This is a genomic window from Photobacterium sp. Hal280 (assembly GCF_037162255.1).
In the GTDB taxonomy this organism is placed as follows: Bacteria; Pseudomonadota; Gammaproteobacteria; order Enterobacterales; family Vibrionaceae; genus Photobacterium.
Window position 1 is genome coordinate 1 of the sequence record NZ_JARLUO010000005.1, and the last position, 25,606, is coordinate 25,606.

The 25,606-nt window shown below is 55.0% G+C and carries 25 protein-coding genes and 3 pseudogenes; 15 read left to right on the plus strand and 13 right to left on the minus strand.

Features of this window, described 5'->3' with window-relative positions:
- Window positions 1-313 precede the first annotated feature (313 nt).
- Window positions 314-868: a gamma carbonic anhydrase family protein gene (locus P4S53_RS09005; protein WP_337112429.1), complete on the plus strand. Its 555-nt coding sequence runs from the start codon at window positions 314-316 to the stop codon at window positions 866-868.
- Here P4S53_RS09005 and P4S53_RS09010 read toward each other — a convergent pair.
- From P4S53_RS09010 to tsaC, 4 genes and pseudogenes are all read right to left on the minus strand, one after another.
- The gene (locus P4S53_RS09010; protein WP_337112430.1) at window positions 855-1,118 is read right to left on the minus strand and encodes a DUF1488 domain-containing protein; all 264 of its coding nucleotides are present in this window, start codon (window positions 1,116-1,118) and stop codon (window positions 855-857) included. The two genes, P4S53_RS09005 and P4S53_RS09010, sit on opposite strands and share 14 nt — an antisense overlap.
- 8 nt (window positions 1,119-1,126) lie before the next feature.
- Window positions 1,127-1,966 (minus strand): shikimate dehydrogenase, encoded by an 840-nt coding sequence (gene aroE / locus P4S53_RS09015; protein WP_337112431.1) that lies wholly within the window; start codon window positions 1,964-1,966, stop codon window positions 1,127-1,129.
- A 64-nt stretch (window positions 1,967-2,030) separates the two neighbouring features.
- Window positions 2,031-2,933, minus strand: coding sequence for an oxygen-dependent coproporphyrinogen oxidase (gene hemF / locus P4S53_RS09020; RefSeq protein ID WP_337112432.1), 903 nt, complete (start codon window positions 2,931-2,933; stop codon window positions 2,031-2,033).
- Between the two features lie 7 nt (window positions 2,934-2,940).
- Window positions 2,941-3,497: pseudogene (tsaC, locus tag P4S53_RS09025) on the minus strand (L-threonylcarbamoyladenylate synthase type 1 TsaC).
- A 199-nt stretch (window positions 3,498-3,696) separates the two neighbouring features.
- Here tsaC and purE point away from each other — a divergent pair.
- Both purE and P4S53_RS09035 read left to right on the plus strand, forming a co-directional pair.
- Window positions 3,697-4,185 (plus strand): 5-(carboxyamino)imidazole ribonucleotide mutase, encoded by a 489-nt coding sequence (gene purE / locus P4S53_RS09030; RefSeq protein WP_120513885.1) that lies wholly within the window; start codon window positions 3,697-3,699, stop codon window positions 4,183-4,185.
- 2 nt (window positions 4,186-4,187) lie between these two features.
- Window positions 4,188-5,312, plus strand: coding sequence for a 5-(carboxyamino)imidazole ribonucleotide synthase (locus tag P4S53_RS09035; protein ID WP_337112433.1), 1,125 nt, complete (start codon window positions 4,188-4,190; stop codon window positions 5,310-5,312).
- 78 nt (window positions 5,313-5,390) lie between these two features.
- Here P4S53_RS09035 and P4S53_RS09040 read toward each other — a convergent pair whose 3' ends face one another.
- The 4 genes from P4S53_RS09040 to P4S53_RS09055 are packed head-to-tail and all read right to left on the minus strand — an operon-like array spanning window position 5,391 to window position 8,232.
- Complete coding sequence (locus P4S53_RS09040) at window positions 5,391-5,951, minus strand: DNA topoisomerase family protein (RefSeq protein WP_337112434.1); 561 nt, start codon at window positions 5,949-5,951, stop codon at window positions 5,391-5,393.
- A 31-nt stretch (window positions 5,952-5,982) separates the two neighbouring features.
- Window positions 5,983-6,456, minus strand: coding sequence for a DUF494 family protein (locus P4S53_RS09045; RefSeq protein ID WP_046222121.1), 474 nt, complete (start codon window positions 6,454-6,456; stop codon window positions 5,983-5,985).
- 2 nt (window positions 6,457-6,458) lie between these two features.
- On the minus strand, window positions 6,459-7,553 hold the full coding sequence (gene dprA, locus P4S53_RS09050; protein ID WP_337112435.1) for a DNA-processing protein DprA: 1,095 nt from the start codon (window positions 7,551-7,553) through the stop codon (window positions 6,459-6,461).
- Window positions 7,546-8,232, minus strand: coding sequence for a hypothetical protein (locus P4S53_RS09055; protein ID WP_337112436.1), 687 nt, complete (start codon window positions 8,230-8,232; stop codon window positions 7,546-7,548). Before P4S53_RS09055 ends, dprA begins: the two co-directional genes overlap by 8 nt.
- Before the next feature lie 260 nt (window positions 8,233-8,492).
- On the opposite strand from P4S53_RS09055, the pseudogene def reads away from it, so the two are divergent.
- From def to P4S53_RS09080, 5 genes and pseudogenes are all read left to right on the plus strand, one after another.
- Window positions 8,493-9,001, plus strand: a pseudogene (def, locus tag P4S53_RS09060) (peptide deformylase).
- Window positions 9,002-9,016: 15 nt separating this feature from the next.
- Window positions 9,017-9,961, plus strand: a complete 945-nt coding sequence (fmt, locus tag P4S53_RS09065; RefSeq protein ID WP_337112437.1) for a methionyl-tRNA formyltransferase — start codon at window positions 9,017-9,019, stop codon at window positions 9,959-9,961.
- A gap of 139 nt (window positions 9,962-10,100) precedes the next feature.
- Window positions 10,101-11,399, plus strand: coding sequence for a 16S rRNA (cytosine(967)-C(5))-methyltransferase RsmB (gene rsmB, locus P4S53_RS09070; RefSeq protein WP_337112438.1), 1,299 nt, complete (start codon window positions 10,101-10,103; stop codon window positions 11,397-11,399).
- 92 nt (window positions 11,400-11,491) lie between these two features.
- A complete protein-coding gene (trkA, locus tag P4S53_RS09075) occupies window positions 11,492-12,922 on the plus strand; it encodes a Trk system potassium transporter TrkA (RefSeq protein ID WP_327078759.1) in 1,431 nt (476 codons plus the stop codon).
- Window positions 12,923-12,928: 6 nt separating this feature from the next.
- The gene (locus P4S53_RS09080) at window positions 12,929-14,374 is read left to right on the plus strand and encodes a TrkH family potassium uptake protein (protein ID WP_337112439.1); all 1,446 of its coding nucleotides are present in this window, start codon (window positions 12,929-12,931) and stop codon (window positions 14,372-14,374) included.
- 19 nt (window positions 14,375-14,393) lie between these two features.
- On the opposite strand, the gene trhA is transcribed toward P4S53_RS09080, so the two are convergent.
- Together trhA and P4S53_RS09090 are read right to left on the minus strand one after the other, a co-directional pair.
- Window positions 14,394-15,062 (minus strand): PAQR family membrane homeostasis protein TrhA, encoded by a 669-nt coding sequence (trhA, locus tag P4S53_RS09085; RefSeq protein ID WP_337112440.1) that lies wholly within the window; start codon window positions 15,060-15,062, stop codon window positions 14,394-14,396.
- Between the two features lie 117 nt (window positions 15,063-15,179).
- Complete coding sequence (locus P4S53_RS09090; protein WP_337112441.1) at window positions 15,180-15,974, minus strand: sporulation protein; 795 nt, start codon at window positions 15,972-15,974, stop codon at window positions 15,180-15,182.
- A gap of 161 nt (window positions 15,975-16,135) precedes the next feature.
- Here P4S53_RS09090 and P4S53_RS09095 point away from each other — a divergent pair, with 161 nt between their 5' ends.
- From P4S53_RS09095 to P4S53_RS09110, 4 genes and pseudogenes are all read left to right on the plus strand, one after another.
- Window positions 16,136-16,402 carry a YihD family protein gene (locus tag P4S53_RS09095; RefSeq protein WP_337112442.1) on the plus strand — a complete coding sequence of 89 codons (267 nt, stop codon included), beginning with the start codon at window positions 16,136-16,138 and terminating at the stop codon, window positions 16,400-16,402.
- A gap of 177 nt (window positions 16,403-16,579) precedes the next feature.
- The gene (gene ccoG, locus P4S53_RS09100; RefSeq protein WP_337112443.1) at window positions 16,580-18,010 is read left to right on the plus strand and encodes a cytochrome c oxidase accessory protein CcoG; all 1,431 of its coding nucleotides are present in this window, start codon (window positions 16,580-16,582) and stop codon (window positions 18,008-18,010) included.
- Between the two features lie 100 nt (window positions 18,011-18,110).
- Window positions 18,111-19,100, plus strand: a complete 990-nt coding sequence (locus P4S53_RS09105) for a serine/threonine protein kinase (protein ID WP_337112444.1) — start codon at window positions 18,111-18,113, stop codon at window positions 19,098-19,100.
- A 72-nt stretch (window positions 19,101-19,172) separates the two neighbouring features.
- Window positions 19,173-19,773: pseudogene (locus tag P4S53_RS09110) on the plus strand (thiol:disulfide interchange protein DsbA/DsbL).
- Between the two features lie 73 nt (window positions 19,774-19,846).
- Here the strand turns inward: P4S53_RS09110 and P4S53_RS09115 are convergent.
- Genes P4S53_RS09115 through P4S53_RS09125 form a run of 3 tightly spaced genes read right to left on the minus strand, consistent with a single transcriptional unit; the run spans window position 19,847 to window position 22,311 of the window.
- Complete coding sequence (locus P4S53_RS09115; protein WP_337112446.1) at window positions 19,847-20,158, minus strand: hypothetical protein; 312 nt, start codon at window positions 20,156-20,158, stop codon at window positions 19,847-19,849.
- Window positions 20,159-20,202: 44 nt separating this feature from the next.
- Window positions 20,203-20,730: a DUF2059 domain-containing protein gene (locus tag P4S53_RS09120; protein WP_337112447.1), complete on the minus strand. Its 528-nt coding sequence runs from the start codon at window positions 20,728-20,730 to the stop codon at window positions 20,203-20,205.
- Window positions 20,731-20,784: 54 nt separating this feature from the next.
- Complete coding sequence (locus tag P4S53_RS09125; protein WP_337112448.1) at window positions 20,785-22,311, minus strand: YifB family Mg chelatase-like AAA ATPase; 1,527 nt, start codon at window positions 22,309-22,311, stop codon at window positions 20,785-20,787.
- Window positions 22,312-22,725: 414 nt separating this feature from the next.
- Between P4S53_RS09125 and ilvG the strand changes: the two genes are divergently transcribed.
- Genes ilvG through P4S53_RS09140 form a run of 3 tightly spaced genes read left to right on the plus strand, consistent with a single transcriptional unit; the run spans window position 22,726 to window position 25,580 of the window.
- A complete protein-coding gene (ilvG, locus tag P4S53_RS09130) occupies window positions 22,726-24,375 on the plus strand; it encodes an acetolactate synthase 2 catalytic subunit (protein WP_337112449.1) in 1,650 nt (549 codons plus the stop codon).
- Window positions 24,372-24,632, plus strand: a complete 261-nt coding sequence (ilvM, locus tag P4S53_RS09135) for an acetolactate synthase 2 small subunit (RefSeq protein ID WP_027251721.1) — start codon at window positions 24,372-24,374, stop codon at window positions 24,630-24,632. Before ilvG ends, ilvM begins: the two co-directional genes overlap by 4 nt.
- 15 nt (window positions 24,633-24,647) lie before the next feature.
- Window positions 24,648-25,580, plus strand: coding sequence for a branched-chain amino acid transaminase (locus tag P4S53_RS09140; RefSeq protein ID WP_337112450.1), 933 nt, complete (start codon window positions 24,648-24,650; stop codon window positions 25,578-25,580).
- Window positions 25,581-25,606 lie beyond the last annotated feature (26 nt).

Below are 25,606 nucleotides of genomic sequence, written 5' to 3' on the forward strand. Positions count from 1 at the left end.
GATAAGAATCTTTGTGATTCATCTCTCGAAACGGGCGGCCATTCTAACTAATTAAAGTGAAGTGTCAAACACTTTTTTCAATTTGTTTTTCTAACCGCTTACACTGCCTAGCGTTTTAATTTTGCTGCTCTGCCGTGTCAGTGAGGCGGCATTATAGAGAGTTCGATCACGTTGGCAATAGCCAAATTGAAATAATTCTGTCATTTTCGACCAAGCGAGCAAGATTCACACAACCTTTTGTGATTTTGGTGGTATAAACACCGCAGACGTTCCGAGACTCAGTAATCCTGCTCCAGATATTCGAGGTAACCAGATGCAAAACTCTCTCCGGTCATATAAAGGAATCACTCCCACAATAGGCGAGGAAGTCTATATCGACCCGTCAGCCGTACTGGTAGGAGATATTCACTTGGCTGACCACAGCAGTATCTGGCCATTGGTGGCAGCACGGGGTGACGTCAATCATATCAAGATAGGAAAGCGTACCAATGTACAAGATGGAACTGTCTTGCACGTCACCCGCAAAAGCAACAGCAATCCTGATGGCCATCCTCTGATTATTGGTGATGATGTGACAATTGGCCACAAAGCCATGCTGCATGGCTGCCGGGTAGGGAATCGGGTCCTGATAGGGATGGGTGCCATTCTTCTTGATGGCGCAGTGATCGAAGATGATGTGATTATCGGGGCTGGGACTTTAGTCCCGCCAGGCAAAGTATTGGAAAGCGGGTACTTGTATGTCGGCAGCCCCGCCAAGCAGGCGAGACCTTTGACCGATACTGAATTAGCATTTCTTCCGCAGTCAGCCGAGAACTATGTCCGACTGAAAGATGAATACCTCGAAGAGCATAAGATCAGCCAATCATGATTTCGCCGTCTTGATTAAAGTTCTCTTGGTCAATCGACGTCTCGGCGAGCTCTTCAAGATCAAAACGGTACTCGGCAAAGGCGGCTAATATAGCCGCCTCATCGGTCAGTGCCATCTCGGCTTGCTTTTCCAACCAGTCCAGCCTGACCCAGCAACGGATCAACGCTCCGGCTTGCTGGGCGGGAAAGCATACCGCCTGGCGCTCACTGTCCCAGCTTTGCAAGTCGGCAAATAAAATATCTTGATTCATGGCATTCTCTATTTTGCCTGTAAAGTACGACGCAGCTCGCGCAGTACCTGTTCGGTACCGGGCCGCATGCCGCGCCACAGCATAAAACTTTCAGCAGCCTGACCCACCAGCATACCCAGGCCATCAATCACCTGACGGGCGCCTAATGTCTCTGCCCACTGATTAAATGTGGTTTGCTCCTGACCATAAACCATGTCGTAGCACACCACTTCAGGATGAATAAGAGAAGCAGGAATGCCCGGCAGTGACTGGCTCAGGCTGGCAGAAGTCGAATTGATGATCACATCGAAATGCGGCGCATCAGCCAGATCATCCAATGCCATACCCGCCACCTTGCCATAAGCAGCAAACACGGCGGCCAGCTCTTCTGCTTTGGTAAAGGTTCGATTGGTAATCACCAGATTGGCAGGGGCCTGCGCCAGCAAAGGCAGAATGACGCCGCGCGCCGCGCCTCCCGCTCCGATAAGAAGAATGCGCTTGCCCTGGATTGCCACCTGATTGCGCAGTAAATCCTGCACCAGACCTTCACCATCCGTGTTATCCCCGAGGATACCGCCATCATCGAGTTTCTTCAGCGTATTCACGGCGCCGGCTGATTGCGCCCGCTCTGTCAGTTGGGTGGCATAGCTAAACGCCTGCTCTTTAAAAGGCACGGTAATATTACAACCGCGTCCCCCGGCAGCAAAAAACTGATCCGCGGCAGCCAGAAAACCCGCCACTGGCGCCAGCCGGGCCTCATACACCATGTTTTGTGCTGTTTGACGCGCAAACAGGGTATGAATCAACGGTGACTTGCTCTGGGCAATCGGATTACCGAATACGACATATTTATCCTTGGCCTGATTCATGGTTGCTGTGTCTTCCTTATCACTCAATCACTTAATCACTTTCTTCATATTCACCGGCGCCGGACTACCAGTCGCGCGGGGTCAGGTAATCGCACAAACGGGCTTCCTGTGAATCCGGCTCTGGCTGGAAGCAATACTCCCACCGTGCCAGAGGAGGCATCGACATCAAAATAGACTCAGTGCGCCCGCCACTTTGCAGGCCGAATAAGGTCCCCCGGTCATAGACCAGGTTAAATTCGACATAACGACCACGGCGATAAAGCTGGAATTGACGTTCACGCTCACCGTAAGGGGTAGGGTAGCGTTTGTCTACTATAGGCAGATAAGCATCCAGAAAACCCAAGCCCACTGACTGCATATACGCAAAGGACTTTTCAAATCCCCACTGATTGAGATCATCAAAGAATAAACCGCCGACGCCCCGGGTTTCCTGACGATGCGGCAGAAAGAAGTATTGATCACACCAGGCTTTATGCTCGGCATAAACCGTGTCGCCGAAGGGGGCGCAAATCTCTTTCGCTACCTGATGCCAGTGACGACAGTCTTCATCAAAGGGATAAAAAGGAGTCAGGTCAAAACCGCCGCCAAACCACCAGACCGGATCTTCGCCCTCTTTCTCGGCAATAAAGAAGCGGACATTGGCATGCGACGTCGGGATATAGGGATTCTTGGGATGAATCACCAGAGAAACGCCCATCGCCTCAAAGCGACGTCCTGCCAGTTCAGGCCGGTGAGCTGTTGCCGAAGCCGGCATCTGGGCACCATACACATGAGAGAAATTGACGCCGCCCTGCTCAAAGACAGCACCATTACGCAATACCCGGCTGCGGCCGCCGCCACCTTCTTCTCTTTCCCAGCTGTCTTCGACAAAGCAGGCCTGGCCATCCTGCGCTTCCAGTGCCCGGCAGATGGTCTCTTGCAGCTCCAGTAAGAACGCCTTCACGGCGTGTTTGTTAACGTCTTGCATGCGTAAATTATCCCTGTCGAAAAATATGCCCTGTTGCAGCATCGCGAATTTCAGACGGATTGTCACGCCCCCCGTTTCACCGTGCAAGATGGTACTTAGGTGATCCCCCAATTGGGATACCACCTCATCCACTGTCCGGCATGGTGGTTCGCCAGTCAGGTTCGCACTGGTTGAGGTCAGCGGCTTACCAAACTCACGGCACAGCTGCTGCACCAGCGGATGGTCGGTCACCCGAACCGCAATCGTGGTGAATTGTCCGGTCAAAAAAGCGGGTACCTGGGGTTTGGTGGGCATGACCCAGGTTACCGGGCCCGGCCAGGTGGCCATAATACGGGTTTTCTGCTCATCGGTGAGCTGGCTGTCATCGATATACGGCGCCAGCTGAGCATAATCGGCCGCGATTAAAATCAAGCCTTTCTCAACCGGTCGTTGCTTCAGCGCCAGCAGCCTGGCAACCGCCTCCGGATTATCGGGATCGCAGCCCACCCCAAAGACGGCTTCTGTCGGGTAGGCAATCACTTCACCTTGCTGTAACGCGGTGACCACTTGGCTTAAATTATCCACACTGTCCTCAATGGCTTGATACCGCACCAGACCCGCTGGCGACGGTTGTTATTCTCTGGGGCGTTATTTTAACTCAATCTCAGCGAACTGCATCAATTACGCCCCAGACCGCGACGCAAACGTTTTCCTTAAGGAAAAATCTCCGTATAATGCGCGGCAAACCCTCTTGCCTGATTAACATAACCCTAAGGAGTTCGGGATGAAAGTCGGTATTATCATGGGCTCAAAATCTGACTGGCCAACCATGCAACATGCAGCTGAGATGCTGGATCGCTTCAATATTGCCTACGAAACCAGAGTCGTTTCCGCGCACCGGACTCCGCACCTGTTGGCCGAATACGCCGAAACCGCGCATCAGCGCGGCATTTCAGTGATTATCGCAGGGGCTGGCGGCGCCGCCCATTTGCCGGGCATGACCGCCGCGTTCACCAGCCTGCCGGTGCTTGGCGTCCCTGTGCAGTCACGGGCGCTGAAAGGCATGGACTCGCTGCTGTCGATTGTTCAGATGCCCAAAGGGGTAGCGGTAGGAACACTGGCCATTGGCGAAGCAGGCGCGGCGAATGCCGGTTTACTGGCGGCACAAATCATAGGCACTCAGGATGCCGGCGTGATGGCGGCGATTGATGCCTTCCGCAAAGAGCAGACTGACACAGTGCTGAGCCAGCCGGATCCATCTGAGGAAATCTGAGCATGAAAAAGGTTCTGGTTTTAGGTGCCGGGCAACTGGCCCGTATGATGTCGCTGGCGGGTGCCCCGTTAAATATTGATGTGATCGCCTACGACGTGAACAGCGAGAACATCGTGCATCCGCTGACGCAAACCGTGCTTGGCCACGGACTGGACAGCGCGATTGCCCAATGCGACGTCATCACCGCAGAGTTCGAGCACATCCCGCACAATATCCTGGATATCTGCGAAAAAAGCGGCAAGTTCCTGCCGACGACAGCGGCGATCAAAGCCGGCGGTGATCGACGCATAGAGAAAACTTTGCTGGATACCGCCGGCGTAAAAAATGCCCGATATACTGTGATTCAGAGCCGCGATGACTTCAACACCGCCATTGCACATGTTGGTGTCCCTATGGTGCTGAAAAGTGCCCTGGGCGGCTACGACGGAAAAGGTCAGTGGCGGCTGAAAAGCGCTGCCGATGCTGATCTTATCTGGCCGGAAATGGCACAATGCATCGCCGCCACCCCCACTCAGGCTATTGTGGCAGAAGAATTTGTGCCTTTTGATCGCGAAGTCTCTCTGGTCGGTGTGCGTGGCAAAAACGGGGACATCGCTGTTTATCCGCTGGCGGAAAATGTACACACCGATGGTGTGCTGAGCCTGTCTACCGCAATCCATTGCCCTGAGCTGCAGCAGCAAGCCAAAGAAATGTTCACCGCGGTGGCGGACAGCCTGGATTATGTCGGCGTCCTGGCGCTGGAATTCTTTGATGTGCATGGCCAGTTGCTGGTCAATGAAATTGCCCCCCGGGTGCACAATTCAGGCCACTGGACCCAGCAGGGCGCAGAAACCTGTCAGTTCGAAAATCATTTACGGGCAGTGTGCGGCTTGCCACTGGGCAGCACGGATTTGATTCGTCCTACAGCGATGATCAATATTCTGGGGGAAGACACCCTGCCCGAGGCCTTGCTGGCCATGGCGGGCTGCCATATTCACTGGTACGGCAAGGAAAAACGCGCAGGGCGCAAGATGGGGCATATCAATGTCTGTGCCGACACAGACAGTCAGCTGGAATCGCGCCTTGCGTCACTGGCAGAGATCTTAAACCCTCGCACTTTCCCGGCTCTGCAGCAATACCAACACTAACTCCTGATACGCAGGCGGCATCAACCGTCTGCGTCCTTTTGCTTTTGTCATTTACGCTAAGTGAATACTGAAATCCGCTCAGGACGACTGGATATGCTGACACTTACGGTGAGCACACTGGTGCTTTTCGCCGCTGGCGAGCTTTTTTTGCACCAGCAACGGATAGCCACAGGCCTCACATTGTCCGGCAACAGGCTGCGCATTGACGGCAAATTTACACTTGGGATAGCCATCGCAGCCGTAAAACGCCTTGCCGTAACGGCTGTTACGTTTCACCAGATGCCCCGTGCCACATTCAGGACATAACCTGGCATTCTCCTGCGGTTCTGCAGGTGGCGCATTTTGCGTTTCTATATGGTGACACGCTGGGTAATTGCTGCAGCCGATGAACATGCCGTAGCGTCCCTGGCGCAGGACCAGCTCATGCTGGCACTCGGGACATGGCACACCCAGCGCTTTGACGATGTGGCCGTCATTCTGATGCAAGGGTTTGATGTAATCGCAGGCCGGATAGGCGCTGCAACCCAAAAAGGGACCGTGTTTTCCATGGCGCATGAACAGAGCCGCCCCGCATTGAGGGCAGGGCGTCTCTTGGTGAACCTGGTGGGAAAACAGCTCAGGGTTAATTTTACGGGCCATACCTCAGGCCTTCGCTTCTGTGATGTCGCAATTAATGAAGATAGCCGTCCTCTGCACCATAAAGCAGCTCTTCCATCTGGCTGTAGGCGCTTTCATTACCCGGCGCATTAAACAGCACCATCAGAATGATCCACTTCAGATCATCGAGAATAAATTCTGTCGTTTCCAGTTCCATGACTCTGTCGATCACCATCTCCCGAGTTTCAGAGCTCAGAACATGGATTTGCTCCAGATAGGTCAGGAAACCACGGCAAGTGACGTCCAGACGATTCATCTCATCCTGTGTATAAACACGGATTGAGGTTACCGCACTGGTGTTCATATAAGGGGTATGGTCGGTATCTTGCAGCGCTGCAAGTTTCTCTAGCCAGTTCAGAGCCTTATAAATATCTTCTTGGTGAAATCCTGCGCGCAGTAATTCTTCGGACAGTTCGTCCTGATCTACCATTAATTCAGCGTCACTGTGAATATAGGTTTCAAACAGGTACATGAGTATATCCATCATGACTAGCCCCTCCTCGATCTGATATAGCCACCGGGCACTGAAGTGATAACCCCTTGCAATTCTAACTCCAGCAATTGCGTCATTACTTCATGGACAGGTTGATCACAACGTTCAGCAACCACATCTACGGGTGTTGCTTCATTGCCTACGTTAGCCAACACCGCATTAAATGGCAATTGCTCATTTTCAGGATGTGGCAGCGATACGCTCATTTGACTACTTTTTGCGCAGTGGGTGAGTGCGCCAACCTCCTCAAAGATATCGACCGGGCTTTCCACCAGTTTAGCACCGGATTTAATCAGCGCGTTACAGCCTTTGCTGCCGGGTGCATAAATAGAGCCGGGGAGGGCAAACACCTCGCGATCTTGCTCCAGCGCATAGCGTGCTGTGATCAGCGAGCCGCTCTTCAGTGCGGCCTCCACCACAAGCACGCCGACAGACAACCCGCTGATGATACGGTTACGGCGGGGAAAATGCTGCGGCCTGGGAGGCTCTGACGGCCAGAACTCAGAAACCAGAGCACCTTGCTCCGCAATCAGGCCCGCCAGTTCCCGATGAGCGGCGGGATAGATGCGGCCCAGACCCGATCCCAGCACAGCCACAGTCGCGCCGCCATTTTTCAGCGCGCTGTCATGGGCGTGGCCATCCACTCCCAGCGCCAGGCCACTGGTCACGACATAATCCGCGGCAACCATCGCCGCGGCAAACTCCCGTGCCGCCTCTCGACCATCAAGACTGGCATGCCGGCTGCCGACAATCGCCAGCTGCGGCTCACTGAGCCAATGTGGCTGTCCGCGAATAAAAAGGACAGGCGGCGGTGAGCTGATTTCCTTCAGCAGGCGGGGGTAAGCCGGGTCACTTAAGACCAGCAGGTGCTGGTTATCCAGTTCGCACCAGCGCAGGGCTTCGTGCAAGCGCTTGCTGTCCGGCCGTCGCAACAGGTTGATTTGCCGCCCTTTCAGCCCCATCGCCATCAGGTGCGGTTCGGGCATGTTACGGATCTCGGCCACAGTGGCCTGCGCCAGCAATTGCTGGATTCGCTGTCCGCCCAGACCGGGCACGGCGGCCAGTGCCAGCCAGTCTTCCCTGTCATTCATGTTCGCGCTCAATGCGTTTTGCAATATCGCCGATTTTGATCGGTCCCTGGCTGCGAATGACCTGGGCGAGACTGAATTGGTCAAGGGTATCGCCGATTTCCACATCCGCCACCAGCCGCTGTCCCAGCAAGTGATGTTCAATCCGCCAGCGCTGACCGGGCTCCAGGCCATGCTCCGCGCCGTGATCCAGCACCAGCCAGTCCTGCATATAATGGTGGTCCTGCAAACCTCCCAGCACTCTGACAGCCTCCGGAGGGACATCGGACTGACCGGCTGAATGGGGAGCCGTGGGCCTGAGCAGGCGATCACCCGGGCGGATTTCCTGCATCCCTGCGGTCACCGCCAGCCGGCTGCCCTGATCATCATTGGTCACCACGGTGACACTCGCCACCGGCAGCATACCCCACACATCGGCGGCGGAATGATAGGAAGGTTCAGTCGTGCTGAATGCCCGTGTCGGGCGGTAGATATGCCAGGTACTGCCATTCTCGAGCACTTCTTTGACCAGGAGTTCATCGTCGCGGGTCAGGTATTGACGCCCGTTCATCACTGGGATCACTCTCGGGGCTAATCCCAGCTGCTCCGCGGTCACTAAACGCCCCGGTAACCCGAACCCGGCAACGGCCGGCGTTAACGCCGACAGCCACAGTACACTCACCCATACACACATACGCATCATCAATCGTCCCTCTCACTCCACGCTTGGTGCAGCCTGTCAGGCAAAGTCGTCTGTTGCTATGTGATGGTTGGATCTTTGCGGCAGAATTCTCGCTTTCAGATTCGGGTTTCATCATGCAGGTAATCGGACTGACGGCCGGTATCACAGCCGCTTGTCCGGCAGACAAAGGTGTCGAAAGCTGTTCTTTGAGGATGAAAATGACTAGAATTAGAGCAAATAAGCTATTGTCCTTTTTTATACGTCACTATTTACGGGAATCTATGTCTGTTTTAAACGTGTTAACTTTCCCTGATGATCGCCTGCGGACTGTCGCCAAGCCAGTCGAAGCGGTCACGCCTGAAATCCAGAAAATCGTCGATGACATGCTGGACACTATGTATGACGAAGATGGTATCGGCCTGGCGGCCACACAGGTTGATATTCATCAGCGAATCGTTGTCATTGATATCTCGGAAGAACGCAACCAGCCGATGGTGCTGATCAACCCGGAAATCCTGGAAAAACGCGGCGAAGACGGCATCGAAGAAGGTTGCCTGTCTGTGCCTGGCGCCCGGGCACTGGTCCCCGCGCTGCGGAAGTCACAGTGCGCGCCCTGGACCGTGACGGCAAGGAATACACTTTTGAAGCCGACGATCTGCTGGCCATTTGTGTACAGCACGAACTGGACCATCTGGCCGGTAAGCTCTTCGTAGATTACCTGTCACCTCTCAAGCGCCAGCGGATCCAGAAAAAGCTGGAAAAAATGAAGCGCTACCAAGAGCAAGTCTAAGAAGCCGAGGTTATCTTGAGCCAACCCTTACGTATCGTATTTGCTGGTACGCCTGATTTCGCCGCCCGTCATCTGGCGGCGTTATTATCTTCACAGCACGAGGTTATCGCCGTTTACACCCGTCAGGACCAGCCTGCCGGCCGCGGCAAAAAACTCACCGCCAGCCCGGTTAAACATCTGGCGCTGGAGCAGAATATCCCGGTTTACCAGCCGAAAACCCTGCGCGATGAAACCGCCCAGCAGGAACTGGCCGCCCTGAACGCTGACCTCATGGTGGTGGTGGCCTATGGCCTGATCCTGCCCAAAGTGGTCCTGGATACGCCGCGTCTGGGCTGTATTAATGTCCATGGCTCCATTCTGCCGCGCTGGCGGGGCGCCGCACCGATCCAGCGCTCTATCTGGGCCGGGGATGCAGAAACCGGCGTGACCATCATGCAGATGGATGAAGGTCTCGATACCGGCGACATGCTGAAAATCGCCTCACTGCCGATCGCCGCAACAGATACCAGTGCCAGCCTGTACGACAAACTGGCCGGGCTGGGACCGGACACGCTGCTGAGCTGCCTGGACGATATCGCCGCAGGCCGCGCCGTGGCGGAAAAACAAAATGACGAGCGTGCCAATTACGCAGAAAAACTCAGCAAAGAAGAAGCGAAAATCGACTGGACCATGGACGCCGAAGCGATTGAGCGCTGTGTTCGCGCCTTCAATCCGTGGCCGATGAGCTTTTTTACCGTGGCAGAGCAAAACGTCAAAGTCTGGCAGGCCGAGGTGGAAGCCGATCACCAGGGCCAGGCCCCTGGCACCATTTTGTCAGCCGACAAACAGGGCATCCTGGTTGCCACCGGCAAAGGCGCCTTGCGTCTGGTACAACTGCAGCCGCCGGGCAAGAAAGCCATGGCCGCGCAGGATCTGCTGAACTCACGCCGCGAGTGGTTTACCCCGGGTGCCGTGCTGTAAACAGATGCGCCCCTACAAACGGTTTTTAGCCAGTGAACAAGGCAGATTTGCTGTTGCGCTGGCTTTTTCATTCGCCGCTCATGCGGCAACCATGGCAGTCAGCAAACTGCCATAAGCTCATCTAGTCAGGAATGCAATCATGAATGTAAGAGCTGCTGCGGCCGAGGTGATCTATCAGGTGGTGGATCAAGGCCAATCGCTGGCTACTGCTCTGCCAGCCGCGCAACAGGGGATCAAACCCCGTGACCACGCCCTGCTGCAGGAAATCTGCTACGGCGTACTGCGCTGGCTGCCGCGCCTGGAATCTGTCACTCAGTCCTTGATGGATAAGCCGCTGAAAGGCAAACAACGTGTGTTTCATCATTTGATCCTGGTCGGCCTGTACCAGCTCGGGTATATGCGCATTCCGGCGCATGCCGCCGTGGCCGAAACTGTCGATGCCACCAAGACACTGAAAAAGCCCCAGCTTCGCGGCCTGATCAACGCAATTTTGCGTAACTATCAGCGTCAGCAAGAAGCGCTGGATCAGCAGGCAATGAGCCATGATGCCGGTAAGTACGGCCATCCCGGCTGGTTACTCAAGCTGCTGCGCGAGCATTACCCGGCGCAACTGGACGCCGTGACCGCCGCCAACAACACCAAAGCCCCGATGTGGCTGCGTGTGAATCGCCGTCACCACAGCCGGGATCAGTACCTGGCCCTGCTGGACGAAACGGAGATCAGGGCGACTGTCCATCCGCAGGCCGGCGATGCGCTGAAGCTGGAACGCGCCTGTGATGTTCAGTTGCTGCCGGGGTTTGCCGATGGCTGGGTCTCGGTGCAGGATGCCGCCGCACAGCTGGCCGTCGATTACCTCAAGCCGCAGGCCGGTGAGCTGATCCTGGATTGCTGCGCCGCACCGGGCGGCAAAACCGCCCATATTCTGGAGCGCGAGCCGGGCGCCAGTGTCGTCGCTATCGACTGTGATGAACAGCGGCTGCTGAGAATCAAAGACAATCTGCAGCGCCTGAAACTGGACGCCGAAGTCTTGTGTGCCGATGCCCGTTATCCGCAGCAATGGTGGCAGGGCAGTGCCTTTGACCGGATTTTGCTCGACGCGCCGTGTTCGGCAACCGGGGTGATCCGCCGTCATCCGGACATCAAATGGCTGCGCCGCGCCGACGACATTGCGGCACTGGCTACCCTGCAGGCCGAGATTCTGGATGCCATGTGGCAACAGCTGAAACCGGGCGGCACGCTGGTGTACGCAACCTGCTCCATTCTGCCGCAGGAAAACCGCGAGCAAGTGAAAGCCTTCCTGTCGCGCACGCCAGATGCAGTGCTGGCCGAAGGGGCAGACAACGGCACCGCTGACGCGCCAGGACGCCAGATTCTGCCGGGTGAAGCGGACATGGACGGCTTCTATTACGCGGTGCTGGAGAAACGCGTCACGGCCTGATCCCGTGGTGAGAGAAGTATCAGTGCATTCCGCAAAACAAGGTTAAGTCTTTGTGCAAACGGGTTGAAATTGCTGCTTCTCTCACCAACTCAGTGTACCCTAACGACAAACAGCAAGGATCTGAGAACACTCATCAGGCATCAGCTATGAAAATTATCATTCTTGGCGCAGGCCAGGTCGGCGGTACGCTGGCAGAAAACCTGGTTGGCGAGAACAATGACATCACCATTGTCGACTCCAACCCTGAACGCTTGCGCGAACTGCAGGACAAATACGATTTGCGGGTGGTTCAGGGGTATGCCAGTCATCCCCGTACCCTCAGGGACGCCGGTGCGCAGGACGCAGACATGCTGGTTGCCGTCACCAATTCTGACGAAACCAACATGATTGCCTGTCAGATCGCCTTTTCTCTGTTCAACACCCCGAACCGGGTGGCCCGTATCCGTTCTCCGGAATATCTCAAAGAAAAACATCAGCTGTTCCATACCGATGCAGTGCCGGTCGATCACCTGATTGCACCGGAAGAGTTGGTGACAGGTTATATTGAACGCCTGATTGCTTACCCGGGTGCACTGCAGGTGGTGGGCTTTGCCGACAACAAAGTCGGGCTGGTAGCGGTCAAAGCCTATTACGGCGGTCCGCTGGTCGGCAATGCACTGTCCGCGCTGCGCGAGCACATGCCGCACGTCGATACCCGTGTCGCAGCAATTTTCCGTCAGGGGCGACCGATCCGTCCGCAGGGAACCACCATTATCGAAGCCGATGATGAAGTGTTTTTCGTCGCCGCCAGCAACCATATCCGCTCAGTGATGAGTGAGCTGCAGCGTCTGGAAAAACCGTACAAACGCCTGATGATCGTCGGGGGCGGCAACATCGGCGCCGGTTTGGCCAAACGGCTGGAAAACAGCTACAGCGTCAAGCTGATCGAACACAACCCGCAGCGCGCAGAAAGCTTATCGGAAATGCTGACCAACACCATCGTCTTCTGTGGTGACGCTTCTGATCAGGAACTGCTGAGCGAAGAGCATATCGAGCAGATCGACGTCTTCATCGCCGTCACCAACGATGACGAAGCCAATATCATGTCGGCCATGCTGGCCAAACGCATGGGTGCCAAGAAGGTGATGGTGCTTATCCAGCGCGGCGCGTATGTCGATCTGGTGCAGGGCGGCACAATCGATATCGCAATTTCACCGCAGCAGGCCACGATTTCTGCTTTGCTGACCCATGTGCGTAAAGCCGATATCGTCAACGTTTCCTCGCTGCGGCGCGGCGCGGCAGAAGCGATTGAAGCCATCGCGCACGGCGATGCCAGCACCTCCAAAGTGGTTGGCAAAGCCATCGGGGATATCAAGCTGCCGCCGGGCACCACCATTGGCGCCATCGTGCGCGGCGAAGAAGTGCTGATTGCCCACGACCGTACCGTGATAGAGCAGGACGACCACGTGGTCATGTTCCTGGTCGACAAGAAGTACATCCCGGATGTAGAACGCCTGTTCCAGCCCAGTCCTTTCTTTCTCTGAGCAGCTATGGTTAATCTTCGTCCGATCATTTTTGTCATAGGGCTGGTCTTGTCCAAGATCGCCCTGTTCATGTACCTGCCCACCATACTGGCTTTTCTGACCGGTACGGGCGGCTTCATTGATTTTGCGACCGCGGTTATCATTACCCATATCGTGGCCTTTGCTTGCCTGACATTCGGAAAAGTCACAGATTTCAAGCTCGGGGTCAGGGACATGTTCCTGCTGACCACTCTGGTCTGGACGGTGGCCAGTGCCTTTGCCGCGCTCCCCTTTATGCTGATCAACCACATCAGCTTTACCGACGCCTATTTCGAAACCATGTCGGGCATCACCACCACAGGATCAACGGTACTGAGCGGTCTCGATGACATGGCCCCCAGCATTCTGTTGTGGCGCTCCACCCTGCAATGGCTGGGCGGGATCGGCTTTATCGTGATGGGGGTCGCCATTCTGCCGATGCTCAACGTTGGCGGGATGCGCCTGTTCCAGACCGAATCCTCGGACTGGTCGGAAAAAAGCTCGCCGCGCACCAAAAACGTAGCCACCAATATTGTGATTGTTTATCTCAGCCTCACGGCGATGTGCATTCTCGGTTTTATGGCAGCGGGCATGAACACATTTGATGCGGTCAATCATGCGTTCACCACCTTATCCACCGGTGGCTATTCCACTTCAGACAGCTCGATGAACCACTTCTCACCGGCCGCGCACTGGGTCGCCATTGTGTTTATGTTTGCCGGCGGACTGCCGTTTCTGCTCTTTGTGCAGATGCTGCGCAAAAAACAGCCGGCGTCATTATTTCGGGATGCACAGGTCCGGGGTTATACGATCACTGTGCTGATCGTCAGCCTGATGGTTGCCCTCTGGCTGTGCTGGCAGGATGGTTATGACTTCAGTCATGCCATTCGGGTCGCCATGTTCAATATCGTTTCAGTGGTCACCACCACAGGATTCGGGCTGGAAGATTTTACCGCCTGGGGCGCGTTTCCGACCGTGGTGTTTGCTTTCATGATGCTGGTCGGTGGCTGCTCAGGATCGACGGCCGGCGGCTTCAAAGTGTTCCGTTTTCAGGTTGCCATCGCCTTGCTGCGCAAACAGCTGATGCAGCTGATTCACCCGTCCGGGGTGTTTATTCAGCGATATAATCAAAGACCGGTGACGGATGCGATTGTCCGCTCTGTGGTGGCCTTCGCCCTGACTTTCATCATGACCATCATCATCATTGCCGCTTTACTGGCCATGCTGGGACTGGATCCGATCACCAGCATCAGCGGCTCGGTGACAGCCGTGGCCAATGTAGGGCCGGGCATGGGGACGATGATTGGCCCGACCGGTAATTTCGCCTCCCTGCCGGATGCCGCCAAATGGATCCTCAGCCTTGGCATGCTGATGGGCCGCTTAGAAATCCTGACCGTACTGGTCTTGGCATTCCCGGCCTTCTGGAAAAACTGATCCGTGGTGCATGGCCGGGTTAGCCCGGCAGCCCGGCCGCTGGCGCCACATACCAGTAAATCGCCAGAAAATGGCAAACCGTGCCGCCCAGCACAAACAGGTGCCAGATGGCGTGATTGTAGGGAATCCGTTGATTGACGTAGAACACCACGCCAAGGGAATACACCACACCGCCCACGGCCAGCCAGATCAGTCCGGCCGCCGACATGGCCATCGCCAGCGGATACACGGCTACCAGCGACAGCCATCCCATCGCCAGATAGATCACCAGAGACAAGCGCTTAAAGTGGTAGATAAACACCACTTTGAACATGATCCCCAGCAAGGCGACCGTCCAGATCACGGCCATCAGCGTCACCGCCAGCGGCGTTCGCAGGGTAATCAGCAGGAAAGGGGTATACGTACCGGCAATCAGCAGGTAAATCGCGCAGTGATCCAGGGTTTTCAGCACGCGTTTGGCCCGCGCAAACGGAATGGCGTGATACAGGGTGGAGGCCAGATACAATAAAATGATACTGGCGCCATAAATACTCAGGCTGGCCACACTGAGCGCATCAGCATTCACTTCGACCGCCCGCATCAAGAGCATCACCAGCGCAACGATACCAAACACCATACCGGCCCCGTGACTGAGGCTGTTGGCGGTTTCCTCGGCTGCCGAGTACGTTATTTTTTGTGGTTCAACCATGTAAAGCAATCCGTTATCTTCTGTACTTTCCAGCAGTATGGCACAGTTTAGCTTACACGTGTAAGCTGAATTTTATCGCGCTTGGATGAAGATATTGATCGCCAGATTCACGATTGATCACAGATCATCGACCTGCTCCAGATACTGCAGCATCCGCTCTCCGGCTTCTGACGGGGACAAATCCAACGGCAACCGCAACTGTCGTTTGAGCTCGCTGCTGCCGAGCAGGCCGGACAACAAACCGCCCACCCCGCGCTGGCGGCGATCAATCGAGAACCACAGCCTGAGGCAGTCATCGTCACGCTGAGTGATCAGCTCCAGTTCACGCCAGCGGCCGTGAAAAGGACCGGACACAGGCACAAACTCAAACACCTGCACAAAGGGCAGTTCAAACCCGCGCACCGCTTCGCATTCCACCTGTAAGATTCGCAGTCCCGCTTGCTCAAGGGCAGTGAACACGCCGTCCAGCAACCGATCCGGCCGCACGGTCAGGGAATCTTTATCTTTGGGATCCAAGGCCGAGGGCACATCCAGGTGCGTTTCCAGCCACACGCCCGAATAGCCGATAGTGATTGGGGTGTTGAGCGGCAATTCAAACCGGCAGTCAAACTGACGCGCTTCACCGGCAGCCAGGGTAAAGGCCTGTGGCAAATGCCACTGGGCCAGGGTGTGCGTTCGGGTGACTTTTTCCATCCGCCGCTCGCTGTCCCCCCGACTGACAGCCTGCTCATCTTCAAAGCTGCAGCACAGATACAAATGCACATTATCCACCGCCTGCGCAACTTTTCCGCCTTTGACCTCAATACGAACGGGCAGAGCCTGACCCGGGATCAACACTTCGGTTTCCAGCACTGTATCGACTCTGGCGCCCCCCAAACCTAAACTGGCCAGTGTTCTGTGAAAAAGCGACATCATGACTCCTTGTCCGTCGTCATCCATTGTGAGTATGAAACCAGTTTATATAGCCAATTGGGGTTCAGCAAGGCATGCGCTGAAACTGACAGCGTTTGGGTTCTGACATCACCGTCTGGTATAATCCACACTAAAAGTAAGCTTAACAAAGGAGCCGGACCATGGCTGAGCACCGCATGACCGAAATGCTGGCACTTCTCAAACCTTACTGGCAGCAGTACCCGGATTTAAGCCTGAGCGGGGTCATGGCACAGCTGGCAAACGAAGCCGGATTTCAGGGCCAACTGATCGATGTGAGCGATGATATGCTGATTTATCAGCTGAAAATGCGACAGGAAAAGCAAGAGGCTATGATTCCTGGCCTGGCGAAAGACTGCGAGCCCGATTTTAAAACCGCCCTGCTCAAAGCCAGAGGGATCATCAAATAACCCTAAAAACCTTAAGCGCATTTTTTGAGCGAGGTAGAATATTCAACCAGTTAGATAAGGTATAATCCGAGCTTATTACTATCAGGAGCAATCGCACCTGAATTTATGATTGCCCAGGCGATGCACCCGGGCACATCTGCCAGCGTACAGACTGGCTAGCCCAAGGAATGCAATGCCATGAACCAAGAGAGAATCAAAATCAAGGATGTCACTCCCAAAGAGTACAACCCTAAGACCCATAAAGGCGGCGACGACCGCTTCAACCCGAGCAACCGGATTTATGTGCGGGCCATGAAAGGGGTTTATCAGCAGCTGCGCCAACGTATGGGGTGGTTAATGATGGGCCTGTTCCTGATATTGCCGTGGATCACCTACAATGGCAGGCAGGCGATTTTGCTTGATATCGGCCGCCAGCAGTTCAACATTTTCGGGACAACTTTCTGGCCTCAGGATCTGATGTTACTGGCCAGCCTGCTGATGGTCGCGGCCTTTGCGCTGTTTTTTGTCACCACTTTTCTCGGCCGGGTCTGGTGCGGTTATATGTGCCCGCAAACGGTCTGGACCTTCATCTACATCTGGTTCGAGGAAAAACTGGAAGGGCCGGCCAACAAGCGCCGCACTCAGGACAGCAAAGCACTGACCTCCGAACTGATTGTGCGCAAAACCCTCAAGCACATAGCCTGGCTGGTGGTCGCCCTGATCAGCGGCCTGACCTTCGTCGGCTATTTTCTGCCGATCCGTGAATTAGTTCCCGGCTTCTTCACCTTTAGTGCCAGCTTCCTGGCCGTGTTCTGGGTGCTGTTCTTCACCTTCTGCACCTATGGCAACGCGGGCTGGATGCGCTCTATCGTCTGTATTCACATGTGTCCGTATGCCAGATTCCAGTCCGCCATGTTCGACAAAGACACCTATATCGTCGGCTATGATGCCGCCCGGGGCGAAAAACGCGGCCCGCGCTCGCGCAAAACCGATCATAAAGCACAGGGGCTGGGCGACTGTATCGACTGTAACCTCTGCGTCCAGGTATGCCCGACCGGCATTGATATCCGGGACGGCCTGCAGTACGAATGCATCAACTGCGGTGCCTGTGTCGATGCCTGTAACCAGACGATGGACAAAATGGGCTATCCGCGCGATCTGATCACTTACACCACAGAGCACAAGCTGGAAGGCAAGAAAACCCATATCATGCGGCCAAAACTGATCGGCTACGGCGCTGTGATGCTGGCGATGTTCGGCCTGATGGCCTACCTGGTGGTTTCCGTACAGCCCATGGGACTGGATGTGATCCGCGACCGTAACCAGCTGTTCCGTATCAATACCGAGGGGCTGGTCGAGAATACCTACACCCTGAAAATCCTCAACAAGACTCAGCAGGATGCCACGTATCAGCTGCGGGTTGAAGGTCTGGACAATGCCCAATGGTATGGCCCTCAACAAGTGACGGTGAATGCCGGTGAAGTGTTTACCCTGCCGATCAGTCTGGGGGTTGACCCGTATGAGCTGGAGCGGCCGATTGTCGACATCCGGTTTATCATGGAGCATCAGGGCAGCGAGGAAACGCGTCGTCTGGTGACCGACAGCCGCTTTATCGGCGAGTTACGCTAAAAGCCTCTCACGCCACCAATCCGTAAATAAAGGGCCGATTACGGCCCTTTTTCATTATGCTGTATACTGATGCGACATTTATAACCATGGCTGTAACACTATGACAGCACTTGATGATTTCAGCTTTGCTGATCTGACCCCGGACTTACTGCTCAATGCGCTCGAGAGCACAGGCGTCTATGCCTCATCGGGACTCTTGCCCCTCAACAGTTATGAAAACCGGGTCTACCAGTTCAGCAGTGATGACGGCCGCCGCTACGTCGCCAAATTCTACCGTCCGCAGCGATGGAGTGATGCCCAGATCCAGGAAGAACATGACTTCGCCGCCGAACTGGCTGCGCAGGAAATTCCGCTGGCTGCGCCCCTGGCAATCAACGGCCAAACCCTGCATCACTATGAACACCACCGTTTCGCGCTGTTTCCCAGCGTCGGCGGCCGCCAGTTTGAAGTCGATAATGTGGATCAGCTTGAGCAGGTCGGCCGCTTCCTGGGCCGCATCCACAAAGTCGGTCAGCACACCCTGTTCAGCCACAGACCGACCATCGGCCTGGAAGAATATCTGGTTCAGCCCCGGCTCGTCCTGGAGCAGTCCGGGTTTATCCCGACGCATCTGGAATCGGCCTTTTTCGGCGATCTGGACCGCCTGATCGCCTTACTGAGTGAGCGCTGGCACAGCGACTGGCAGTCGCAGCGGATTCACGGCGACTGTCATCCGGGCAACATACTGTGGCGCGACGGCCCGCTGTTTGTCGATCTGGATGATGCGCGAAACGGGCCGGCGGTGCAGGATTTGTGGATGCTGCTCAACGGCAGCCGCCAGGATCAGCTGATGCAGCTGGACACCCTGCTGGAAGCGTATGGCGAATTTGCCGATTTTGATCCCCGTGAATTGCAACTTATTGAACCATTACGCGGTCTTAGATTGGTGCATTACATGGCATGGCTAGCAAAACGCTGGCAGGATCCGGCTTTCCCGCGTGCATTCCCCTGGTTTGCTGATGCAAAATACTGGGAAGGTCAGGTACTGGCCATCAAAGAACAACTGGCTGCCCTTGAAGAGCCGCCACTGCAGCTGATGCCGCAATGGTAATCAGTCTGACTTGAATCCGAACAGCCGTACCTGTAAAAGGTATTGTATTGATTTTTCAGGGAGAACCCTTACATGTTGAAAACACTTTTTGCGCTGGCAACAGCGGCGCTGCTTTCTTTCTGCCCACGCCGCCAAGTTTAGCGAAGGCGATTACTACCAGGTGCTGGAACTGCCGAAATCATCCACACCTGTGGTGAACGAGTTTTTCTCGTTTTACTGCCCGCACTGCTTCAACTTTGAACCGCTGATTCAGCAGCTGAAAACCAAAATCCCGGACAACGCCAAGTTCCAGAAAAGCCATGTCTCCTTCATGGGCGGCAACATGGGCACCTCGATGAGCAAGGCTTACGCGACCTCGGTCACTCTGGGGATTGATGACAAAATGATCCCGGTACTGTTCAGCCAAATCCATCAGGCAAACAAACCGCCGCGCAACGATGAAGAGCTGCGCCAGATCTTTCTCGATAACGGCGTGAAAGCCGAAGACTTCGACGGCGCCTTCAACAGCTTCGCCGTCAACTCAATGGTCAACCGTTTCAACAAAGGGTTCCGCGACAGCGGCCTGACCGGTGTCCCAGCCGTGGTGGTCAACAACAAATACCTGGTGAAAACCGACAAAGTGAAATCCGCCGATGAATACTTCGAGCTGATCAACTTCCTGCTCAAGCAGTAAGTTTGTTTTTTCTGTGAAAAAGGGCCGAAAGGCCCTTTTTTGTATCTTGATGCATCATCAAAATAAACAACCACTAGATCCTGAGCTGTTTGCAGACCCAGTCACAGGCTCGCAAAGAATAATACATCAAGAAAACAAAACCCAAACCTATCAGAAAAATAAGACCAATAACCACCCACTTATTTGTCATATTCATGACAGGGGCATCAATCTCAATGCCAAATAAGCTAGGGATCATATTGATAAAAATTGCGATCAAAACACCATCAATTGCAAACGCTATATTCATTAATGTAATACGTAAAAATCGGTGAAACTTTGTTCGGCCTTCAGCGATGGAAAATGGATAATCTTTTAGTTTCGATTTCTTCTCTCTATATATCATCCCAGCCAATATCCTTTATAACCTCAGTGATTTTTATCACAGTATTAACGGTTACTGTCTCTCATTCTTTGTAATTCTTCTTTAAACTCGACCATAAGACCATCCGTTACTGGCTGAAGTTGTTTCACTTCAGAAATCATCACTGGTTGCATCTTTTGTTGTATCCGAGGTAGTTCTTGAACTAGTCTTTTACCCGTAGAGGACATATAAAAATCAATTATTTCATCCAGTTCCTCTTTTGTAAATGCTTCCTTATAAAGCGTAAAAATTAAGTTCATTACTTTTTTTGAATGATAAAATTCGGATAAAACTTGCTTATGCATATAACTATAACTAACCGCTAACGATGCTTCCTCTTTATTATCAACATCAATAAACTGCGCATATTGGCTTAAGGCTATAGATCTAAGACCTTCCACTGTTACATCTATTGACTCACCAATATTCAAAGCTTCGATGAGCTTTTCAGCGGATTCTGCATGAGCATCCGCTGATACTGAAAAAGGAAAAAAAGAACAGTCCATACAAACAAGTACTTCATCAAACCAAAACCCATATGAAATCAAAACCATATAATTTAACCATAATTAGCCTGTTTTACACAGCGTTTATTCTCTCCCAGGTAATCACACCACCTGGCTGGTGATCTGCTTCAGCAACCGATCCATGGCGCGATAGCCTAAGGCTTCGGCCAGATGGGCCCGTTCAATCTCAGGTTTACCGGCCAGATCGGCGATAGTGCGGGCGACTTTGATGATCCGGTGATAGGCGCGGATTGACAGGCCGAGCTGGTGCAGCGCGGTTTCGAGAAACTCAGCGTCGGCTTTGGTCAGTGCGCAGTGCAGGTCCAGTTCGCGGGTCCCGAGCAGGGCGTTGATCTTGCCGCCGCGGCTGTGCATCCGGTCCCGTGCTTCCTGCACCCGTGCTTTGATCACCCCGGTGGTTTCCCCTCTGTCGCCACCCTGTGCCAGGGTGCCTCGGGGTAGGGCGGGGATCTCAATCGACATATCAAACCGGTCCAGCAACGGGCCGGACAAACGCCCCAGATAGCGCAGGATCGCCTGCGGATTGGTGCGGGTCTGGCTGCCTTCGTAGTAGCCGGTCGGGCTGGGATTGAGGGCGCCAATGAGCTGGAACCGGGCCGGAAAGGTGGTTTTGCTGGTGGCCCGGGAAATCACGATCTCGCCAGATTCCAGCGGTTCCCGCAAAGAATCCAGCACTTTTCGCTCAAACTCCGGCATTTCATCTAAAAACAAAATCCCGTTATGAGCCAGCGAAATTTCACCGGGGCGGGGGATGGAGCCGCCGCCCACCAGCGCCGCCATTGAGCTGGAATGATGCGGGGCGCGAAACGGACGGTTGCGCCAGTTACCGGCATGGAGCGACTGAGCGGTCAGAGAAGTAATGGCAGCGGTTTCCAGTGCTTCCTCAACATCCATCTCCGGCAGCAAATCGCACAATCGCGAGGCCAGCATGGTCTTGCCGGTGCCCGGCGGGCCGACGAACAATAGGTTGTGGCCGCCTGCCGCGGCGATCTCCAGCGCCCTTTTACCCTGCTGCTGGCCGATGATGTCCTGCATATCGCGGCCATGTACCTTCGGCAGCGCCTGACCGGGCGCGCGACAATGCAGCGACAGCGCTTCCTGACCACACAGATAGGCACACACGGCCAGTAAGCTGGCTGCAGATTTGTGTTTATCCCGGCCCACCAGCGCCGCCTGATCGCCATTGGCATCGGGCAGCACCAGGCAGCGGTTCTGCTGCTTAGCGGCCAGCGCCGCCGGCAGCGCGCCTTTGACGGCACGTAACTCGCCGGACAGGGCCAACTCGCCCAAAAATTCATGATCGTGCAGCTTCGTGTCGGGGATCTGACCCGATGCGGCCAAAATGCCCAGCGCGATGGGTAAATCAAACCGCCCGCCCTCTTTGGGCAAATCGGCCGGAGCCAGATTGACCGTGATCCGTCGCGACGGAAATTCGAAATTGGCATTCACGATCGCGCTTCTGACTCGGTCTCTGGCCTCCTTCACTGTGGTCTCAGGCAACCCCACCAAATTGACCGCCGGCAGGCCATTACTAAGGTGAACCTCGATGGTAACCGCCGGCGCATCCACCCCGACACAAGCCCTGCTGTGAACTATCGCCAGCGTCATTTTCAACCTCTCAATAAATTAATTAACTGCCATATCACTGGATAAATACGTTTTATCAGCACAATGTACGCAAGATATCCAAGGCGGATTGAAAATAACCACAACAAATTTCTTGTCATGCGACGAATGTCTGTGTTAAGACTAAGGGCGAACAACACATAAACAAGAATTTTGGACAGACAAGCCAATGCTATTCAACGTTAACCTACTGGTCCTCATTATTAACGTCATCGTGGTGATTATTTCACCGCGACGGGGGCTGGCAGGCGTAAAATAGCACAAACGCAAACACACGCAGAAAAAGCCCCCGCACCGACAAGGTCCGGGGGCTTTTTCATACCTGATGCCAGACAGACTGCACTATTCCAATAAACCGCAGCACTGGCAGAGGTCATCAAGAAACAGGGAGCCATGATGACAGGCGCAGAGTTAGTAGTAGAAGCCTTGAAACAACAGGGGGTGAGCACAGTCTTCGGATATCCGGGCGGTGCCATCATGCCGATTTACGATGCCTTGTACGATGGCGGCGTCAGGCACGTCCTGTGCCGCCATGAGCAGGGTGCCGCCATCGCCGCTATCGGATATGCCAGAGCCAGCAAAGGCATCGGTGTTTGCCTGGCTACCTCAGGACCAGGCGCCACCAATCTGATCACCGGACTGGCCGACGCGATGCTCGATTCCATCCCGCTCGTGGCTATCACAGGTCAGGTTGCCAGCCCGATGATAGGCACTGACGCGTTCCAGGAAGTCGATGTGCTGGGGATGTCACTGTCGTGCACCAAGCACAGTTTTCTGGTGACTGATCCGGCAGATTTACCCGCGGTCCTGAGCGAGGCCTTCGAAGTGGCACAAAGCGGACGACCGGGCCCTGTGCTGGTGGATATCGCCAAAGATGTACAAATCGCCGCCATCGAACACCCGCTTGCCCCACTGCACGAATTACCAGCATTGCCCGAGACCGATCCCGCACAGTTTGCCCTGGCTCAGCAGCTCATTGCCGACAGCCAGCGTCCTATTCTTTATGTCGGTGGCGGGGTACAGCTGGCAGATGCCGTGGCCAGCGTGCGCGAGTTTCTCGACATCACGCACATGCCGGCAGTCTCGACCCTGAAAGGGCTGGGCTGTGTTGAGAAAAACTACCCGTACCACCTGGGCATGCTGGGGATGCACGGCACCAAAGCGGCCAACCTGGCAGTCCAGGAAGCCGATTTGCTGATTGCGGTCGGCGCCCGTTTCGATGACAGGGTGACCGGCAAACTGGATACCTTCGCACCGCATGCCAAAGTGGTCCATCTGGATATCGATACCGCAGAGCTGGGCAAACTGCGCCAGGCCCATGCCGCTTTGCGTTGCGATATCAACACTGTGCTGCCGCAACTGGCCCGTCCGCTCTCTCTCGCGCCCTGGCAACAACACCTCAGCAGCCTGATGGCAGACAACGGCTGGCGCTATGATCATCCGGGTGAGCGCATTTTCGCACCGCTGCTGCTCAAGCAGCTGTCAGACAAGATGGACGACAACACTGTGATCAGTACCGATGTCGGCCAGCACCAGATGTGGGTGGCCCAGCACATGACCCACAGACAGCCGCAGAATCTGCTGACCTCCGCCGGGTTAGGTACGATGGGCTTTGGCCTGCCGGCCGCGATCGGCGCCAAGCTGTCCCGTCCGGACGATCAGTCGATACTGGTGTCGGGCGACGGCTCTTTCATGATGAATGTGCAGGAACTGGGCACCATTCGCCGTCTCGGCCTGCCGGTCAAGATTGTACTGCTGGACAACCAGCGCCTGGGCATGGTGCGCCAGTGGCAGGAGCTGTTCTTTGACGGCCGCTACAGCGAAACCAATCTGTCCGATAACCCGGATTTCGTCACCCTGGCCAGTGCCTTCGGCATTCCGGGCCAGACCATTACCCGCAAGGAAGAAGTCGGTCCTGCATTAGATACCCTACTGGCCAGCGAGACAGCCTACCTGCTGCACGTTGCCATTTCTGAAGCTGATAACGTCTGGCCGCTGGTTCCACCCGGTGGTGCCAACCACGACATGATGGAGGAACCTGTATGACCCAGCACACCCTGACTATCCAAGCCACCAGCCGTCCGGAATTACTGGAACGTGTTCTAAGAATCACACGCCACCGCGGATTCATGGTAAAACAGTTTTCAATGGCGCATAGTGAAGATTGTCAGTCCGTCGACATTGAAGTCACGGTCGACAGCGAGCGTCCCATCAGTGCCCTCTATCACCAGCTGGACAAACTGTGGGATGTCAACGGCGTCACCATTTTAGAGCAACAACAAAAACAACAAATCAGCGCATAACGAAAGGATTACACAATGGCAAACACAGCAGATTACATTTGGTTTAACGGCGACATGGTGCCTTGGGCAGACGCGAAAGTGCACGTGCTGACGCACGCGATGCACTACGGCACCTCGGTATTTGAAGGCATTCGTTGTTACGACACACCAAATGGCCCAGTGGTCTTTCGTCACCGTGAACACATGGCCCGACTGAAAGATTCTGCCAAGATCTACCGCTTCCCGATCCCTTACACGGTTGATGAGCTGATGGAAGCCTGCCGCGAAACGCTGCGCGCCAACAAACTCAACTCTGCCTATATCCGTCCGCTGGGCTATGTGCCGAACGTGGGTCTGGGTGTCTGTCCGCCGAACGGCACGGAAATGGATCTGATCATCGCGGCGTTCTCCTGGGGCTCGTATCTGGGTGAAGAAGCACTGGCCAACGGGGTCGATGCCATGGTGTCGAGCTGGAACCGCGCCGCACCGAATACCATTCCGACCGCCGCCAAAGCGGGCGGTAACTACCTGTCTTCGCTGTTAGTCGGTGGTGAAGCCCGTCGTCACGGTTATGCCGAAGGCATTGCACTGGATGTGCGCGGTTACCTCTCAGAAGGCGCCGGTGAGAACATCTTTGTGATCCGCAACGGGGTGATTTCAACCCCACCGGCCACCAGCGCCATTCTGCCGGGCATTACCCGCGATGCCATCGTGACCCTGGCCAAAGACATGGGTTATGAGATCCGCGAAGAAAACATTGCCCGCGAGGCGCTGTATCTGGCCGATGAAGTCTTCATGACCGGCACCGCGGCGGAAATCGTCCCGGTACGCAGTGTGGATCAGATCACCGTCGGCGAAGGCAAACGCGGCCCGATCACTGAAAAGATTCAGGCGGCTTTCTTTGGCCTGTTCAACGGCCAGACTGAAGACAAGTGGGGCTGGCTGGATCCTGTATATCCGGCAAAATAAGCCACACTTAAAAGCAAGAGAAGCAA